The organism is Desulfoluna sp. HI9BLuna (assembly GCF_056829775.1).
In genome coordinates this window covers 3873120-3889467 of record NZ_CP186555.1, presented here as the reverse complement: position 1 = coordinate 3889467, position 16348 = coordinate 3873120, and the positions used below count along the sequence as shown (strand labels likewise).

The 16348-nt window shown below is 60.2% G+C and carries 16 protein-coding genes; 14 read left to right on the top strand and 2 right to left on the bottom strand.

Going from position 1 to position 16348, the window contains the following annotated elements; all coding sequences use genetic code 11:
* Positions 1 to 9: 9 nt before the first annotated feature.
* The 9 genes from ACOYW0_RS15700 (at position 10) to ACOYW0_RS15660 (ending at position 7527) form a co-directional block, all read left to right on the top strand.
* Complete coding sequence (locus ACOYW0_RS15700; RefSeq protein ID WP_482414777.1) at positions 10 to 849, top strand: energy transducer TonB; 840 nt, start codon at positions 10 to 12, stop codon at positions 847 to 849.
* Between the two features lie 6 nt (positions 850 to 855).
* Positions 856 to 2211: a Tol-Pal system beta propeller repeat protein TolB gene (gene tolB, locus ACOYW0_RS15695; RefSeq protein WP_482414776.1), complete on the top strand. Its 1356-nt coding sequence runs from the start codon at positions 856 to 858 to the stop codon at positions 2209 to 2211.
* Positions 2212 to 2230: 19 nt separating this feature from the next.
* The gene (gene pal, locus ACOYW0_RS15690) at positions 2231 to 2800 is read left to right on the top strand and encodes a peptidoglycan-associated lipoprotein Pal (protein WP_482414775.1); all 570 of its coding nucleotides are present in this window, start codon (positions 2231 to 2233) and stop codon (positions 2798 to 2800) included.
* A gap of 128 nt (positions 2801 to 2928) precedes the next feature.
* On the top strand, positions 2929 to 3699 hold the full coding sequence (ybgF, locus tag ACOYW0_RS15685) for a tol-pal system protein YbgF (RefSeq protein ID WP_482414774.1): 771 nt from the start codon (positions 2929 to 2931) through the stop codon (positions 3697 to 3699).
* A gap of 73 nt (positions 3700 to 3772) precedes the next feature.
* On the top strand, positions 3773 to 4261 hold the full coding sequence (locus tag ACOYW0_RS15680) for a crossover junction endodeoxyribonuclease RuvC (protein ID WP_482414773.1): 489 nt from the start codon (positions 3773 to 3775) through the stop codon (positions 4259 to 4261).
* 54 nt (positions 4262 to 4315) lie between these two features.
* On the top strand, positions 4316 to 4933 hold the full coding sequence (gene ruvA / locus ACOYW0_RS15675) for a Holliday junction branch migration protein RuvA (protein ID WP_482414772.1): 618 nt from the start codon (positions 4316 to 4318) through the stop codon (positions 4931 to 4933).
* Positions 4934 to 5149: 216 nt separating this feature from the next.
* Positions 5150 to 6205, top strand: coding sequence for a Holliday junction branch migration DNA helicase RuvB (gene ruvB / locus ACOYW0_RS15670; protein ID WP_482414771.1), 1056 nt, complete (start codon positions 5150 to 5152; stop codon positions 6203 to 6205).
* A gap of 96 nt (positions 6206 to 6301) precedes the next feature.
* Positions 6302 to 7069 carry a hypothetical protein gene (locus ACOYW0_RS15665; protein ID WP_482414770.1) on the top strand — a complete coding sequence of 256 codons (768 nt, stop codon included), beginning with the start codon at positions 6302 to 6304 and terminating at the stop codon, positions 7067 to 7069.
* 41 nt (positions 7070 to 7110) lie between these two features.
* Positions 7111 to 7527, top strand: coding sequence for a bactofilin family protein (locus ACOYW0_RS15660; protein WP_482414769.1), 417 nt, complete (start codon positions 7111 to 7113; stop codon positions 7525 to 7527).
* 15 nt (positions 7528 to 7542) lie between these two features.
* Here ACOYW0_RS15660 and ACOYW0_RS15655 read toward each other — a convergent pair whose 3' ends face one another.
* A complete protein-coding gene (locus ACOYW0_RS15655; RefSeq protein ID WP_482414768.1) occupies positions 7543 to 8154 on the bottom strand; it encodes a class IV adenylate cyclase in 612 nt (203 codons plus the stop codon).
* A gap of 166 nt (positions 8155 to 8320) precedes the next feature.
* Between ACOYW0_RS15655 and rplM the strand changes: the two genes are divergently transcribed.
* The 3 genes from rplM (at position 8321) to ACOYW0_RS15640 (ending at position 10598) form a co-directional block, all read left to right on the top strand.
* Complete coding sequence (rplM, locus tag ACOYW0_RS15650; protein ID WP_180137125.1) at positions 8321 to 8755, top strand: 50S ribosomal protein L13; 435 nt, start codon at positions 8321 to 8323, stop codon at positions 8753 to 8755.
* A gap of 39 nt (positions 8756 to 8794) precedes the next feature.
* Positions 8795 to 9190, top strand: a complete 396-nt coding sequence (gene rpsI, locus ACOYW0_RS15645) for a 30S ribosomal protein S9 (protein WP_180137126.1) — start codon at positions 8795 to 8797, stop codon at positions 9188 to 9190.
* 163 nt (positions 9191 to 9353) lie between these two features.
* On the top strand, positions 9354 to 10598 hold the full coding sequence (locus tag ACOYW0_RS15640; RefSeq protein ID WP_482414767.1) for a GGDEF domain-containing protein: 1245 nt from the start codon (positions 9354 to 9356) through the stop codon (positions 10596 to 10598).
* Between the two features lie 3 nt (positions 10599 to 10601).
* On the opposite strand, the gene rlmN is transcribed toward ACOYW0_RS15640, so the two are convergent.
* Entirely contained in the window at positions 10602 to 11648 is a 1047-nt protein-coding gene (rlmN, locus tag ACOYW0_RS15635) for a 23S rRNA (adenine(2503)-C(2))-methyltransferase RlmN (RefSeq protein ID WP_482414766.1), read from the bottom strand.
* 451 nt (positions 11649 to 12099) lie between these two features.
* On the opposite strand from rlmN, the gene ACOYW0_RS15630 reads away from it, so the two are divergent.
* Together ACOYW0_RS15630 and ACOYW0_RS15625 are read left to right on the top strand one after the other, a co-directional pair.
* On the top strand, positions 12100 to 13212 hold the full coding sequence (locus ACOYW0_RS15630) for a sensor histidine kinase (RefSeq protein ID WP_482414765.1): 1113 nt from the start codon (positions 12100 to 12102) through the stop codon (positions 13210 to 13212).
* A gap of 7 nt (positions 13213 to 13219) precedes the next feature.
* Positions 13220 to 16279, top strand: a complete 3060-nt coding sequence (locus ACOYW0_RS15625; RefSeq protein ID WP_482414764.1) for a cache domain-containing protein — start codon at positions 13220 to 13222, stop codon at positions 16277 to 16279.
* The last annotated feature ends 69 nt before the right edge of the window (positions 16280 to 16348 follow it).

Here is a 16348-nt window from a genome sequence, read left to right as displayed (position 1 = left end):
ACGCCCCACATGACTTCTGCGCCCAGACAGAACCCCACCGGCGGTGATGACAACCGCCTCCTCACCCTTGCCGTGATCCTCTCGCTCACCGGACACGTCCTGCTGTTCACCCTCTCCCATGTCTTTACCACCAGCGGGTACAAGCCCCACAAAACCCCGCGCTCCATAGACGTGGACCTGATGCAGACAGAGCAGCCCGTAAAAAAACCGACCAAGGTATCCAAGGCCAACAAACAGACAGCAGCCCCTGCGGCCAAGGCCAAGCGGCCCACCACGCCGTCCAAGAAGGCCTCCCGTAAAAAAAGCGAGAAAAAGGTCCAGACCCCGGTGACCAAAACCATCTCCGGGAACAAGTCGGTTAAGCGCAAGCGCAAGGTGATCACCCCGGACGAGCTGGTGCAAAGCGCCCTGGAGAAGATGGCCCGGGAGACATCCAAACCCGAGCCACTGTCCGAGCGCATGAACCGCCTGAAACAGGAGGTGGCCGACACCAAGGCCCCTCCGGCTCAGCCCTCATCGGGAACCAGCGACGGCCAGCCCACCGCCGCCCAGATCTCCGTGAAAGAGCGCTATTATCGCACCATTGAGGTTATCATCCGGAAAAACTGGGCCTACCCCGTCCAGATGGTGGGTACAGACTCCCAGCTCAAGACCCAGATCATCTTCACGGTCATGCCCGACGGCTCCGTGCGGGACGTCTGGGTTTCCCAGCGGTCCGGCAATGCCAGCTTTGACCGTTCGGCCTTAAGCGCCGTGCACAAATCCACTCCCCTGCCCCCCTATCCGGCAGGGATCACCGATCGAAAGATGCCTTTTGTCATTGACTTTGACATCAGCGAACTGTTGTAGGTAGCCATGCAAACATTAGTCAGAAGCCTTGGACGTTCCCTTCTCCTTATGATGCTCCTTTTTGTTGCAGCCGCCCCGGCCCAGGCCGAAGAGCGGGTGCGCCTGAGGGTCACCAACCCCTTTGAGAACAAAACCCCGGTTGCCGTCCCCGCTTTCCGGGTCACGGGCAACACGGACCGGGAGGTTGCCCTGGCCGAGGAGGCCGTGGCCCTTCTCCAGGACACTCTTGCATTTACAGGGTATTTCCGCATGGTGAGCCGTGACGCCTTCCTTGAAGAGCCCGCCCGCACCGGTATCACCGAACAGGATATCCACTTCGACCGGTGGCGCTCCTCCGGTGCGGAGCTCCTTGTGACGGGCAGCCTCACCGTCAGCGCCCAGACCGTCATCGGCGACTTTTACCTTTTCGACATCTACCGCCAGAAGAGCCTCTTCGGGGTCCGCTTCCGCGGTGCCGGCGCAGCGGAGGAGACCCTGCGCCCCCTGATCCTGAAGCTCGCCGACAAGATCATGATGACCTACTCGGGGAAACACGGGTTCTTCGGCAGCCGCATCGCCTTTGTTTCCACGGGAACCAGCGGCATCAAGGAGATCTGGACCTGCGCCTTCGACGGCCACGCCCCGGTACAGGTTTCCAGGAACAACGCCATTACCCTGACCCCCTCCTGGTCCCCGGACGGATCAACCCTGGCCTACACCTCCTATGTCAATAAAAAACCCGATATTTTCATCCAGGGAGCCTGGCCCGGATCCCGACGCGATCTTGTGACGGCAGAGGGCACAACAAACATCACACCGACGTGGCTCCCCGGGGGAAAAACCATGGCGGCATCGTTGACAATTGACGGGGATCAAGCGATTTATCTGTTGACCCAAAAGGGTAAAATACGTAAAAGGTTAACAAGAAAGTGGAGCAAGTGGGGAATAGACGTATCTCCGGTATTTTCCCCTTCTGGCGACAGGATGGCCTTTGTATCCAAGCGATCTGGCACCCCCCAGATTTATGTCAAACACCTGGCCTCCGGCCGCATTGAACGCCTCACTTTCGACGGAAAGTACAACACGAGCCCAGCCTGGTCCCCTACAGGTGACCAGATTGCATACGCCGGATCCAAAAACGGCCATTTTGACATTCATGTCATCAATGCCCGCGGAGGACGCCCCATGCAGCTCACCTACGACTCCGGGGACAACGAGACCCCGTCCTGGTCGCCCGATGGCAGCCTGATTGTTTTCTCCTCGAACAGGAGAGGCAGATCATCCATTTATGTCATGAACGCATACGGCACAGATCAACGGCAACTCGTATCACTGCCCGGTGAACAGACCGCCCCGGTGTGGTCTCCCAATTTAACCCAATGAAACTTGTTGACGAGGAGGAATGATGGGAAAAAACTGGAGAGGAAGCTTAGCGCTCATTACCGTGCTGCTCACCATGCTGGTGGCGGTATCGTGCTCCCAAAAACCCGTGGAAACCGATCCCACAACAGACGCCGCTTCCCAGGAGACCATGACCCAGGAAGCCGCCGATGCCGCGGCCGCAGCTGATGACGCTGCCATGATCGCCGAAGAAGAACTGATGAAAAAAGAGGCTGCCGCCAGGGCCGAAGCCCGTGCCGCCTTTGAAAACACCCCTGTATTCTTCAACTACGACAGCTCTGCGGTTCAGGACTCTGAGATCGCCGTCCTGGAAGCCAAGGCCGAGTGGCTCAAAGAGAACACCGGCGTCCGCATCACCATCGAAGGACACTGTGACGACCGCGGTACCACCGACTACAACCTCGCCCTGGGCGACCGTCGTGCGGCACGCGTCAAGGCCTTCCTTGAAAGCCTCGGCGTAGACGCAGACCGCATGGTCACCGTCAGCTACGGCGAAGAGCGTCCCATGGACCCCGCCGCCAACGAAAGCGCCTGGGCCAAGAACCGGCGCGCCGAGTTCGTCATCCGATAGGTTCGCTCTCCGGCACCTTGTGCCCGCAGCAACCTTAGTCTATCCAAGTTACCGAAGGGCGTCCACGGACGCCCTTCGGTCGTTTTCGTTTTCATGCCCAACCACGACTGCATCAGGAGTACCCTGCTATGAAGCCCAAGGTCGTCGCCTGCCTGCTGGCGGGCCTGTGTCTCTCCGGCTGCGCCCTTCAAAAGGATTACGTTGCCATGAACGGACGTATCACCCTCCTTGAAGAGGAGATGCGCCAAAGCCAGTCCGCCTCCAAAGGGGTGGAAGAGTCTGTGACCAGCAAAAACGTACGACTGGCCAACAAACTTGAGCAACTGGAAGAGGAGCTCCGGGCCATTCGCGGGGATATGGAGGCAGCCCTCCACCACAGCAGCCAGGCCACCTCCCAGGGAGCCGATACGGAAAAGAACCTCACGGCCATGCAGGCCGGCATTGACGCCCTGGCCGCCAAACTGGCACGCCTCGAAGCCTTCACGGGCTATGAGCCCACGGAGGGCAAGTCCCCAGCGCCGGAGACCGAAGCCACCGCCGAAAACACCTACCTCAAGGCCAAGCAGGCCTTTGATGCCGGGGACATGGACACCGCCAAAAAAGGATTCTCCGACGTGGTGGAGACCTACAGCTCTTCGGACAGCGCGGACAACGCCCAGTTCTGGATCGGCGAGATCTACTACAGGGAAAAATGGTTCCAGAAGGCCATCCTCGAGTACCAGAAGGTCATTGAAAACTACCCGGACGGCAACAAGGTCCCGGCGGCTTACCTGAAACAGGGCCTGGCCTTCGAAGCCCTGGGCGAAACCGAAAACGCCCACCTGATCCTGGGAGAACTCCTGCGAAAACACCCCGACACCGCCGAAGCCTCCATCGCACGAAAAAAACTGGAGAAGTAGATTCGGCAGCATCCGTTCTTTTTTCCCGCCCCGCAAAACCAAAGCGGGGCATCGTCAACAAGGCGCCTAAAGCATGGTCACAGTCATGGGGATCGACCCCGGCCTGGCCGAAACGGGCATCGGCGTGGTCAGCGGCGCAGCCCTCACCGTCTCCGACTACTCCTTCGGTCACATCCGCACCACAAAGGACATGAGCACCGCAGCCCGGCTTCACCTTATCCACAGCCGGATCAGCGAAGCCATCGCCATCAAACACCCGGACCTCATGGTGGTGGAAGACGTCTTCTCCCTGGAACGCTACCCCAAATCCGGCATCCTGCTGGGCAAGGTGGTGGGAGTCGTCCTCCTGGCCGCGTGCACTGCGGGTATTCCGGTGAACGAGGTCCCGGTGCGTGAGGCAAAGAAAATTCTTTCGGGCAACGGCAACGCCAGCAAGGCCCAGCTGGAGCGATCTGTCCGGGACTTCCTGAAACACCCGGAGCCCATCAAGCCCGATCACGCCTCCGATGCCCTGGCACTGGCCATGATCGGCCTCTTCCGGCACAACCGTCTTCGCCGCTGATAAAAATCAGCATAAAGCGCACCCCTTAACTTTTTGCGAGGCTACAACACCCCTATGATCGGTTACCTGCAAGGACGACTCCTCAAGAAAGAAGAAGAGAAAATTCTCCTTCTCGTGGGGGGCGTCGGCTACAACATCCTGCTTCCCGCCTCGGTGATGGCCTCCATCGCCTCACGTGAGCCCGGAGACGAGCTCTCCTTTTCCATCTACACCCACCAGACCGAGCGCCAGCCCAAGGCCACCCTCATCGGGTTCCACACCGAGGAGGAGAAAGAGTTCTTCCAGCTCTTCATCTCCGTGGAGGACATCGGCCCCATGAAGGCGGTGAAGGCCATGGGCCTTCCCATTGAGGAGATCGCCGCTGCCATCGAGGGCGCTGACCTAAAAAGCCTCATGAAGCTTCCCGGCATCGGCAAGCGCACGGCCCAGAAGATCATCGCCACCCTGGAAGGGAAAACCGCCCGGTTCGCCCTGGAGGCAGTCTCTTCAACCGGTGCCCCCGAGCCCCCCAGGGCCGCCTTCGTGGACCAGGTCATCGACGTCCTCACCCACCAGCTCGGCCACAAGGGCAGCGACGCCAAGGCCCTGGTGGCAGACGCCATGACGCGCAACCCGGACATCGACAGCCCCGAGTCACTCCTGGACGAAGTCTACCGCGCCCCCAAGGGGTAACGCATCTTGATTTTTGACCCCGGCAGCCCTGCCGGGGCCAAATGCGTTCACCCCGGAGGCGGCACGCTTCCCGGTTGATTCCACCTTTGGAAAAAGGTATCATCCCCATGTGTGTCGGCCTTAATTCATGCAAGCATCCCTTTACCCGAAGGTGCGCTGCCATGGTGTGTTTGCGCCATGCCGCGGCCATCTCAACCCAGGAGTGTCCCCCACGCGATGAGCGATGATCTTTTCTCTTTTTCATCTTCCGGTTCGTCCCCACGGACCACCCCCCTTGTCTCCGGGAATCCCATCAACCCAGAGGAGGAAGAGAGCGTCTTCTCCCTGAGGCCGGACTCCTTTGCCGACTACGTCGGGCAGCGGGAGACCGTGGAGACCCTTGAGATCGCCATCGAAGCGGCCAAAAAACGCGAGGAACCCATCGAGCACGTGCTCTTCCACGGCCCTCCGGGCCTCGGCAAGACCACGCTGGCCCACATCATTGCCAACGAAATGGGGGGAGACCTCACCATCACCTCGGGACCGGCCCTTGAAAAGGGGGGAGACCTTGTGGGGCTTCTCACGAACCTCAAGCAGGGGGACATCCTCTTCATCGATGAGATCCACCGGATCCCCAAGGCCGTGGAGGAGTTCCTCTACCCGGCCATGGAGGACTTTTCCATCGACATCGTCTTTGACAAAGGGGTCCACGCCAGGAGCCATCGTTTTCGGCTCAACCGCTTTATCCTCATCGGCGCCACCACCCGTATCGGGCTGCTCTCGGCCCCCTTGCGTGACCGCTTCGGCATGTTCCGCACCCTGGACTTCTACGACACCGAGGACCTCATCCGTATCGCCAGGCGATCCGCCGCCCTGCTCAACACCCCCCTGACCCCCGAAGGGGCCCGGGCCCTGGCCCTGCGTTCCCGGGGAACCCCCCGAATCCTGAACCGTCTGCTAAAGCGTGTGCGGGATTATGCCGATGTAAGGGCAGACGGCGTTCTTACCGACGAGGTGGTGGAGAAAGCCCTGGCCCTGGAAGGGGTAGACGGTCTGGGTCTCACCAACCTCGACCGGGCCTTTTTGAAAACCATCATCGACTACTACCGCGGCGGCCCCGTGGGCATCGAGGCCATTGCCGCCACCCTTCAGGAGGAGACCGACACCCTTGTGGATGTGGTGGAGCCCTACCTCCTGAAAATCGGATTTCTCGCCCGAACCTCCTCCGGGCGAAAGGTCTCCCAGGATGCCTGCAGGCACTTGGGATACGCGGTTCAAGGACGCCTGTTTTAACCGGAGATATTCGCAGCCTGTCCACCGGCCGCACGACCCTGTAACGCCCCGGGAGGGTGACGCCCCCTGCCCGGCCTGGTTTTCAAGGAGGATCTTTTGCCCTCGGACGACTACACCAAAGACCTGCAAGGTGAGCTGGCCCGCTACGCCCTTCCCAACCCCTACCGCCATACCCGCCAGTGGCGCCTCCTTTTTGTCAGCACCGACGGACGCATGGTCCACTCCGGCAACTACCGCCGGGTGGTCACCGCCACCCTGATATGCATGGGGCTGCTCCTCATTGCCCTTGCCGTCATCACGGGCCTCTGGCTCCACACCCGAAACACGCTGACCGAAAGCATCCTGCGGGAACGCAACCTCAGCACGACCCTGGCCCGGCAGACCGCCGACCAGGAGCTGCTCATGGCCCGACTGGCCCTGGCCGAAAAAAACGTCAAGGCAAAGGCCCCCGAGACCACACCCGCCAAGGCGCCGTCCAAGACCAAAAAGCCTGTGGCGCCCCCTGAGCCCCCCTTTATCCGGGTGGACGCCATGGACGCCCAGAGGACCGAGGACGGCTCCTTTCTCAATATCACCTTCAAGATCGCCAACGACACCCCGGAAAAAAAGCGCATCAAAGGCACCCTCTTTCTGGTGGTCCCGCCAGGCAAAGGGGGAACCGCGCAGCGCTGCCTCCCCCCCGCCCAGCTGAAAAAAGGGGTCCCGTCAGACCCCGCCCGCGGGGAAGGGTTCAAGATGCGCAACTTCACCAACCACACCTTCACCATTGGAACAGATCCGGGAACGTTGCCCTTTAAAGAGGTCACTCTCTACGGTTTCGACCAGGGCGGTGCCCTGCGTTATAAGAAAAAATTCACCTTCTAACCGCCCGGCCCGCCTGGGTACGATATGGAAACAGTCACACAATGAACCCATCGAAACATCTCTCCGTTATCGACAAAAGCCTCACCTTTACCGGAAACATCTCCGGCAAGGGCCAGCTCGTGATCAAAGGGGTGGTCAACGGCACCATCCAGGCGGACAGCCTCATCATCGCCGAAGAGGGAAAAGCCTTATGCGACGTCACTGTCAGCTCCATCACCGTGGGCGGCACCTATGAGGGGACCCTTAAGGCGGAAAAAGAGCTCATTGTCCTTAAAGGGGGCTGCTGCTCCGGAACCGTGACCTGCGGGGACCTCATCGTGGAGGCCGGCGGGGTGATCAACGCTGCGGTGACCTGTACCAAGCCCGCCACCGGCAAGGGGCAAAGCCACGCCCGGGGCAACGAGACCCACGAGGCCGCGGTCAAGCCCTTCGCTGCCAAGGCCAAGGCCGAGGCTTAGCCCCCGTCCCCGGCTTCAGCCAGCGGCTTCAAAGCGCTTCAGGACCTTACCAAAGTCGTGGGTGAGGCCTGAAAAGTTGTCGAAGGTCAGGTTGGAAAAGGGGAGATCGAACTCGGTTTTCAGGGCCTCGAAAAGGGAGAGGTAGTTGGTGGCGATGCGGCCTTTACGGGCCAGACCCAACAGGGCCGCCACCTCCTCGATGCGCGCCTTCTCTCCTTCGATCTCCATGAACTCACCGTAAGGGAGGGTGTCCAGGCAGATCTCGCAGCCTTTGAAGTGAAGGGTCTCCCGCCACTTTTCATAGGTCTGAACCGCCTCAAATCCCAGGGCGTTCAAGATTTTGTCCATGGTGTCGAAGTCACTCACCTCCACCTCCAGCTCCCGGAAGATTTTAAAGCCGTCCGTCCCGGTGTCGGCGTGGGGCGTTTTGTGGGTGAGGCGCGTTTTTCCATCTTTTCTCAGGCGAAGCAGACATCCGGCTTGCCTGATTCCGCCATCTGCAGTATCATAGCGAGAGTTGGCTTCAAAAACCCTTCCCGTCCCCTTTGCCCCGGCATCCACCAGGCGTTGTCTCAGGGCATCGGCATCGGCCAGACGGTATTTCACCTCCACTTCCACATTTTTCATTTTTTTTGAAATCTCCTCTTTCTTTTACGATCTGATTTGTGGTATCACGTCTCCGGCAAGCCTTTACCACGTGTGCCCAAATATTAAGAATCCACTTGACAAATCAGGTGAATTCAATTATTTAATTTCAGTTATTTGTACGAAAACCGACCGGGAGTATACAACATTGAAAAAATATACCTATAGCGCAAAGAAATCGGACAATCCACAGAAATGGTTCGTCGTCGATGCCAAGGATCAGGTGCTTGGCCGACTCGCTTCCGTTGTCGCAGCACACATTCGTGGTAAGCACAACCCCATGTACACACCGCATGTTGACACCGGAGATTGGATCATTGTCATCAACGCCGACAAGATCAAGCTCACCGGCAACAAGCTCAAGAACAAGACGTACTACCGTCACAGCGGCTACGTTGGAGGCATCACCGCCATCACCGCCGACAAACTTCTTGAGAAGCGTCCCGAGGATCTGCTCCGTTTCGCCGTTAAGGGCATGCTGCCCAAAAACCGACTGGGTCGTGAGCTGAACAAAAAGCTTTTCGTGTACGCAGGGGAAGAACATCCTCATGCGGCCCAGAAGCCTGAGACCCTCGCAGTCTAAGCAACCATCACAGCGAATCAAGAGATACTGAGGATATTCATGGAAAAAGAAAACGTATTCTACGCCACCGGCAAACGGAAAAACGGCATTGCCCGCACCTGGATCACCCCCGGTAGCGGCAAAATCACCGTCAACAATAAACCTGTTGAAGAGGCGTTCCCCAACCCCATGGCTCGCCTTGTTCTCGCCTCCCCCCTGGCCCTCGTTGAGGCCCAGGACGCCTACGACATCAACGTCAAGGTCAAAGGCGGCGGTATCATGGGACAGGCCGGTGCCATCCGTCACGGCATCACCAAGGCCCTTCTCCTTGCCGACCCCGAGCTTCGCGACGTGCTGAAGCGCGCCGGGTTCATTACCCGTGACTCCAGGGTCAAAGAGCGTAAGAAGTACGGCCAGAAAGGCGCCCGAGCACGCTTCCAGTTCTCCAAGCGCTAATCGCCGTTCGATTTTTTCAAAGGAAGGAGGCAGGAGACTGCCTCCTTTTTTTGTATGCGTTTCTATTCAGGTTGCCCCGGCACCCTGCCCTATCCCATGCAAGGCCCTCCCCCCCGGGCGCGGTGATTTTCTCACGGACTTAACGACCTTGAGTGAGGTGCCCTTGGACTCTCCACACAGCCGACTCTCCCACGAAGGGGTCATCCGTCGTTGCCTGGCCCGCCGTTTCGGGGTCTTCGCCTTTCCCGAACCCCTGGAATCCCGATTTCGGGACCAGAAAACCGACAAGCGGAACCGCCACTTCCCCCTGGCCGGCTTCCTGGCCATCGTCATCTATAATCTCTTCTTCATCAGCGACCGCATCATGGTGCCCGACATCTCCGCCACGGCATGGCGGCTCAGGCTTTTTGTGGTCTCCCCGGCCATCCTGCTGGTCATGGGCCTTGTGACCATCAAACGTTTCCGGCGCCACAGCGAATTCTTTATCATGGTGCTGATGATGCTGACCTCCTCGGGGATCATCTACCTGCTCACCCAGAGCCACCACCCCAACGTGGCCCACTACTACACCGGCATCATCCTCATTGCCATCTTCGGGAACATCGTGGCAGGCATCCGGTTCAAGACCGGGCTCATCACCTCCTCGGTCATTCTCTTTGCCTATGTCGTCAGCCTGGACAGCATGCCCGCCATGGGGCGGGAGGCGGGGATCAACAGCGCCCTGGTCCTTTGCGCTGCCCTCATCATCAGCCTCTTCGGGTGCTTTCAGCTCGAAAGCGAGGCACGGCGGGAGTTCCTCCAGGCCATGCTCCAGCGCATCAACGCCCGCAAACTGGCCGAGACCAACCGGAAGCTCGCCCGGATCTCCATCACCGACGGCCTCACCAACCTTTACAACCGCCGCCACTTCGATACCGTCTATGACGCCCAGTGGCGCAGCGCCGCACGCGTCAGCTCCCCCATCTCCCTGATCTTCATCGACATCGACCACTTCAAGAGATTCAACGACCACTACGGCCACCAGGCCGGGGATCGATGCCTGGAACGGGTGGCCGGGGCCATCAGCGCCTGCGTCAAACGAGCCCACGACCTGGCGGCCAGGTACGGTGGCGAGGAGTTCGTGGTCCTTCTGCCCCACACGCCCCTGGACAAGGCCCTTATCGTGGCCGACCTCATTGTCCGGAGCACGGAAAAGCTGGGCATTGCCCACGAGGCATCCCCCACCCACCCCTTTGTAACCCTGAGCATCGGCGTCTCCTGCATGACCCCCGGGGATTCCGGGTGCCCCGAGCAACTCCTTAAATTTGCGGACACCGCCGTTTACCGGGCCAAGGAGTCAGGGCGGAACCGCATTGTCTCCCTGGACCCGGCCAAAGAGGGCGACGTGCTCCTTCACACCGCCCTGTAGACGTCACCTGCTTTTGTGCGGACACGCCTTTTCCCCCAGCTGGCCGCAGGCCGCCAGGAGATCTTCCCCCTGGGACCAGCGCCGTCGCACATGGAGCCCCTCAGCCACCAGCCGGTCATGGAAAGCGTTGACCTCTGCATCAGAAGGGGGCTCAAAGGGGGTCTCTTCCCCGGAGGGATTAAAGGGGATCAGGTTCACGGTGGCAGACACCCCCCTTGCAAAATCCGCCAGCCTGGAGATGTCCTCGCCCCGGTCGTTAAGCCCCCGGATCAAGACGTACTCCAGGAGCACCCCGTCCCGGATCCCGCTGTGCCCGGCCAGGGCCGCCAGGCTTTTTTTGAGGGTGGCCAGGGGGTAGCGCCTGTTCACCGGCATCAGGTCGGCACGCACGGCGTCGTCCGACGCATTCAGGGAGAGGGCCAGGCGAACCCCTGTCCCTGCGTTGGCAAGGCGTGGGATCTCATCGGCCAGCCCCACGGTGGAGACGGTGATGCGCCTGGGGCCGATGGAAAAGCCCCGGCCGTCCGTCATCACCCGAATGGCCCGGACCACGTTCTCAAGGTTGTCCAGGGGCTCCCCCATGCCCATGAACACAATATTTCGGATGGGGGCCTTCAAGACAAACCGGGCGTTCCAGAGCTGCCCGGTGATCTCGGCTGCGGTCAGGTTCCGGTGCAGGCCCATGCGCCCGGTACGGCAGAACCGGCATCCCATGCGACACCCCACCTGGGTGGAGACACACAAGGTGGCATACCCCTTCATGGGGATCACCACCGACTCCACGGCCAGGCCGTCGGAAAGACGGTGGAGGACCTTCACCACCCCCTCCCGCTGAACCGTCTCCTCTATCACGGGCGGGGCAAAGCGCACCTCTTTTGCCAGGGAAGAGGCCAGGGCCGGTGCCTCGGAAAAGGCCTTTGCCTCCCAAAAGCGGGGGTTGCCGTGAACCATCACCTCCCGTACCAGTGCCGAGGCATGAAAGGCCCCCTTGCCGTACCGGGCCTTCACATAGCCGACCACCTCGTCGTAGGGGGTCTCCAATATCTCCATTCTGCACTCTCCGTCCCGTGAACTTATTATGTCATCCGGCCATCTTATCTCACGCCGGGGGCAATGCCCCGCCCGGTGGCACGAATACCTCCCACCAAAGGTGTTACCTATGAAGTAACACAAAATTGAAAAGACTTATCCATGTTGCATTTGACAGGGTATATTGATACACTTTTTACTTCCTTGTCACCCGGTATGAATATCACTAAGGAAATGACTCGCTCAGTCATTCATACCGACAGGGAAGAGAACACCGCAGGATATTCCGGTACGTGAGGGGCTCGGCACACAACCCACACCATCCCACGTTTCGGCCGCCTTGGCGATGATATTCGGCACCGCTCAACGCCCTTTGTGTATGCAAAACCGGAGCCGACGTCAAATAGAGTCATGCCCGCGTCCATGCCCCTTACATACCGGCCAAGTCTTAACCGGGCAGCAAGGAGATACGATGAGCCCCACGCCCTACCGAATGAACGTTCTGATTGTGGACGACATGCCCACCAACATCAAAATTCTCGGTGAAACCTTAAGAAAAGAATACGACATCAGCTTTGCCCGGAGCGGCTCCAAAGCCCTTGAGATGGTTGACGACCATTGCCCGGACCTCATCCTCCTGGACATCATGATGCCCGGCATCGACGGCTACGAGGTCCTCCGACGCATCAAGAACAACCCCGAACACGCCCACATCCCCGTTATCTTCATCTCAGCCAGGGACGACGAAAAAGACGAGACCTTCGGCCTGGAGCTGGGGGCCGTGGATTACATCACCAAGCCATTCCGCCCTGCGGTGGTCAAGGCCCGGGTGCGCACCCACATGGAACTCAAAATGCACCGGGACCGCCTCAACAGCCTGGTCCACGACCGAACCCGCCAGCTGATCCACTCGGATCGCCTCGCCACCTTAGGGACCCTGTCCGCGGCCATTGCCCATGAGGTGAAAAATCCCCTGCACTACGTGGTGGGAAACGCGGAGATGATCATGGACGACATCCTCGGGGGGAACATGGTCTCCATCCAGCAGCGGGCCGTTAACATCGTCAAGGGGGCCCAGCGCATCAACGCCCTCACCGACCGGCTCAAGGGCTACTCGAAAAAACGGGGACGTTCCAATGTCCTCACCCCCCTGTGCGACATCATCGACGACGCCCTGGAGATGCTCCGGTACCGCCTCCTGAAATGCGGCGTGGAGATTAACACTTCCGGCGTCTCCAAAGAGTTGAGCGTCTGCTGCGACCCCCACCAGATCTCCCAGGTCTTTGTAAACCTCATCAACAACTCCACCGAGGTCCTCACCACCGGCTCCGGTTCCATCGTCATCCGGGCCGGAAAAACAGACGACTCGGCCTGGGTCACCCTCTCGGACAACGGCCCCGGTATCCCGCCGGACAAAATCGACACCATCTTCGAGCCTTTTTTTACTGAAAAAGCTGACGACAAAGGCACGGGGCTGGGCCTCTTCATCACCCGGCACATCCTTTCGCGGCACGGGCGGGAAATCCACCTGACGCGCACCGATGCCTCGGGTTCTGAGTTCACCTTTACCCTGCCCCTGAACTGACCCCTCCATGAAGAGACGCTGGACCATCTCGGAATCCTACTTCTCCCTCATGATGATCCTGATGACCTGCGCCCTGTCGGGGCTGGGGGCCCTCTGGGTTGCCGTTGAGAACAACCGCCTCCGGGACCAGTCCGACCAGGTCCGCACCCACTTCATGGAGACCCGGAAACAGAGCCTCGTTGAAATGACAAATCGCCTGGAGGCAACCCTGGACCGGGCCATCACCATTGCCGAAGAGCAACGCCAACAGCAGCTCAAGGAGCGGGTCCTGGAGACCTCCTCCATCCTTCTGGCCATCCATTCGGAAAACCAGGCAGGGCTGCCCCTCCAGATTCGCCACGCCCTCATGCGTAACGCCCTTCGAAAGGCACGGTCCCAGAAAAACCAGCGTTTCTTCTTTGCCTTGAATGAAGACGGCACCCTCATGTTCAACGCCATTCGGCCCAAGCTTGACGGCACCCCCTTTGCCCGCCTGTCGGGCCAGGAGGAGTTTCCCATCGCCAGGCGGGCCGTGGACCTCGCCCTGTCCGCCGGAGACGGGTACCTCACCTACCGGTACCCCAAACCGGAAGCCCCCGAAGGGCCCCTTTTCCTGAAAACCACCTACGTCCGGTTGATCAAACCCCTGGGTTGGATCGTGGGCACGGGCTATTATCATGACGACTTCTACCGCACCCTTAAAAAACGGATCGTCAAGGAGCTGTACCGCCCCACAAGCCCCACGGCCGACCGGGTCTTCATCCTCTCGGACACCGGCGCCCCCCTCACCGGCCACGACTTTGCCGCCGAAAGTACCGCCGCCCTTGCCACCCAGGGCTTAGAAGAGGACGGACGGTTCATCCAGTACGATGCTCCGGACGGAAGCACCGCCTACCTGGGCTATCTCCGTCCCTTTTCCAGGTTGGGCTGGGTCATCGGGGCGTCGGCGGACACCCACGCCATGGGCCTTGCCCTCGGCCAGAAACAGGATGCCCTGAAGCAACGAATCCGCGAGCAGCTCCTCTATGTCCTCGTCATCCTCTGCGCGGCCGTGGCCGTGAGCGCCACGGTCTCCGGGTTCTTTGCCAGGCACCTGGCCCGCTCCTTCGCCTCCTTCGGCACCTTTTTCAAAAAAGCCTCCAGGGACTTCACCACCATTGATCCGGACAAGCTCTTCTTCTCCGAGTTCAAGCACCTTGCCGATGCCGCCAACCGCATGATCCTCAAGCGGAAAATTGCCGAAAAGGCCCTGAAGGAAAACGAAGAGAAATACCGGACCCTGGTGGACAACACCCTCCAGGGCGTCATGATTCTCCAGGATCAGCGCATCGTCTTCACCAACGCCGCCTGCAGCATCCTCTCCGGCCGCACCTCCGGGGAACTCCTCGAAGCCACCGCCGACATCCTCTGGGGGTGGACCCACCCCGATGACATCGACCCCGTCTGGACCTACTTCGACTCGGCCCTCCGAAACCCGGACAGCCCTCCCCGCACCTGGGCGTACCGCATCCGTCACGGCAACGGCAGCACCGTGTGGATCGAGATCACCGTGAGCCACCTGAGGTACCTGGGGCGGCCTGCGGCTCTCTGCACCTTTTCAGACATCACCCGTCGAAAAGCCACGGAGATCGAGCTTACCGATTACCGGGAGCGCCTGGAAGACAAGGTGGCGGAAAAGACCCGGGAGCTCACCAAAGCCAAGAATCTGGCCGAAAGTGCCCTCAAGGCAAAAAGCCGCTTTCTGGCCAACATCAGCCACGAAATAAAAACCCCCATGAATGCCATCATGGGGGTTGCCGAGCTTCTGGAGGCCGAGGGGCTCACCGAAAAGCAGCGAAACTACATCGAGATCATGATGCGCTCGTCCCACGCCCTCATGACCCTCATCGACGACATCCTCGACTTTTCACGGGCCGATGCGGGAAAACTCACGGCCGAAGTCATTGATTTCAGCTACCTGGAGCTTCTGGAAGAGGTCACAGACACCTTCACCCCCCAGGCTGAAAAAAAAGGGCTGGCCCTGGTCCTGGAGGTGGACCCGGATCTGCCCGCCATGGTCACCGGGGACCCCTTGCGCATCCGCCAGGTGCTTGTGAACCTCATGGCCAACGCCGTGAAATTCACCCCCTCGGGGAGCGTCACCCTCTGCTGCCGGGTGGTCGGGCGCGAATCAGACCTCATCACCCTGGAGACCGGTGTCCGGGACACGGGCATCGGCATCGACTTCTCCAGGCTGCCCCACGGAGACGCCCGCATTCTCTTCGAGCCCTTCAGCCAGGCGGACTGCTCCACCACCCGGGAGTACGGCGGCACCGGCCTGGGCCTGGCCATCTGCAAAAAAATCGTGGCCCTTCTGGGGGGAGAGATCACTGTCCGCAGCAGGCCAGGCCTCGGAAGCGTCTTTGCGTTTCAGCTCACCGTTCCCTGGAGAACCCCACCGCACCTACCGCGCCTCACCACCTCCCAACCCGTGGTGCTGGTGGGCCCTCCCTGCGCTGATGAGACAGGCCTTTGCCGGTGCCTGGAGTGGTGGGGCTATCAGGTGGACCGCATCCACCCGGCCCATGCGGTGCCCTGCCCCAGCCCTCCCTGGGAGCTTGCCTTCTGGCTCCTCTCCGATGCCGAGCTGTCGCCCCCCGGTGCGCCCGTTGTCCCGGACTGGCCCCAGGGAATTGCCCACACCTTTGCCGTCTGCTCCGGAGGGCTCTTCGACGCCGCCGCCTCCCTGTTCAAGGAGGTTGAGGCCCTTTCCATCCTGAAAAAGCCCCTGAAACCCACCCACCTTTCACGGCGACTGGTGGAGATCCGTGGTTCCCTCTGCCCCCTTCCCATGCCGTCCACGGAAGCCCCCGAAAAATGGGGTCCCACCCCGTCGGCTCCGCCCGCCCAGCTCACCCACACCCTGGTACGGCTGCGGGACAAACTCTCCCACAACAAATTTGAGACGACACAGGAGACCGACCTTCTCAAGGTCCTGATCCCCCCTGAGGCCGGGCACCTCATCGAAGAACTCACCTACAGCATTGAAAACTTCAATTACTACTCGGCCCTGGCCACCCTGGAAAAAATCATGGCGTCCTGCCGCTGAGCCAAAGCGCGTCAACGGCACAAAACAGCCTCATCGTTACCTGATATTCCCACCGTTCAAGCAAACCGG

What these genes read in the sequence shown, in the direction of transcription:
- rpsI (WP_180137126.1), top strand. Translation starts at nt 8,795, where the DNA reads ATGGAAAAAGAAAACGTATTCTACGCCACCGGCAAACGGAAAAACGGC.
- ACOYW0_RS15655 (WP_482414768.1), bottom strand. Translation starts at nt 8,154, where the DNA reads ATGAAAAATGTGGAAGTGGAGGTGAAATACCGTCTGGCCGATGCCGAT.
- tolB (WP_482414776.1), top strand. Translation starts at nt 856, where the DNA reads ATGCAAACATTAGTCAGAAGCCTTGGACGTTCCCTTCTCCTTATGATG.
- rlmN (WP_482414766.1), bottom strand. Translation starts at nt 11,648, where the DNA reads ATGGAGATATTGGAGACCCCCTACGACGAGGTGGTCGGCTATGTGAAG.
- ACOYW0_RS15630 (WP_482414765.1), top strand. Translation starts at nt 12,100, where the DNA reads ATGAGCCCCACGCCCTACCGAATGAACGTTCTGATTGTGGACGACATG.
- ACOYW0_RS15660 (WP_482414769.1), top strand. Translation starts at nt 7,111, where the DNA reads ATGAACCCATCGAAACATCTCTCCGTTATCGACAAAAGCCTCACCTTT.
- ybgF (WP_482414774.1), top strand. Translation starts at nt 2,929, where the DNA reads ATGAAGCCCAAGGTCGTCGCCTGCCTGCTGGCGGGCCTGTGTCTCTCC.
- ruvA (WP_482414772.1), top strand. Translation starts at nt 4,316, where the DNA reads ATGATCGGTTACCTGCAAGGACGACTCCTCAAGAAAGAAGAAGAGAAA.
- pal (WP_482414775.1), top strand. Translation starts at nt 2,231, where the DNA reads ATGATGGGAAAAAACTGGAGAGGAAGCTTAGCGCTCATTACCGTGCTG.
- ruvB (WP_482414771.1), top strand. Translation starts at nt 5,150, where the DNA reads ATGAGCGATGATCTTTTCTCTTTTTCATCTTCCGGTTCGTCCCCACGG.
- ACOYW0_RS15680 (WP_482414773.1), top strand. Translation starts at nt 3,773, where the DNA reads ATGGTCACAGTCATGGGGATCGACCCCGGCCTGGCCGAAACGGGCATC.
- ACOYW0_RS15625 (WP_482414764.1), top strand. Translation starts at nt 13,220, where the DNA reads ATGAAGAGACGCTGGACCATCTCGGAATCCTACTTCTCCCTCATGATG.
- ACOYW0_RS15700 (WP_482414777.1), top strand. Translation starts at nt 10, where the DNA reads ATGACTTCTGCGCCCAGACAGAACCCCACCGGCGGTGATGACAACCGC.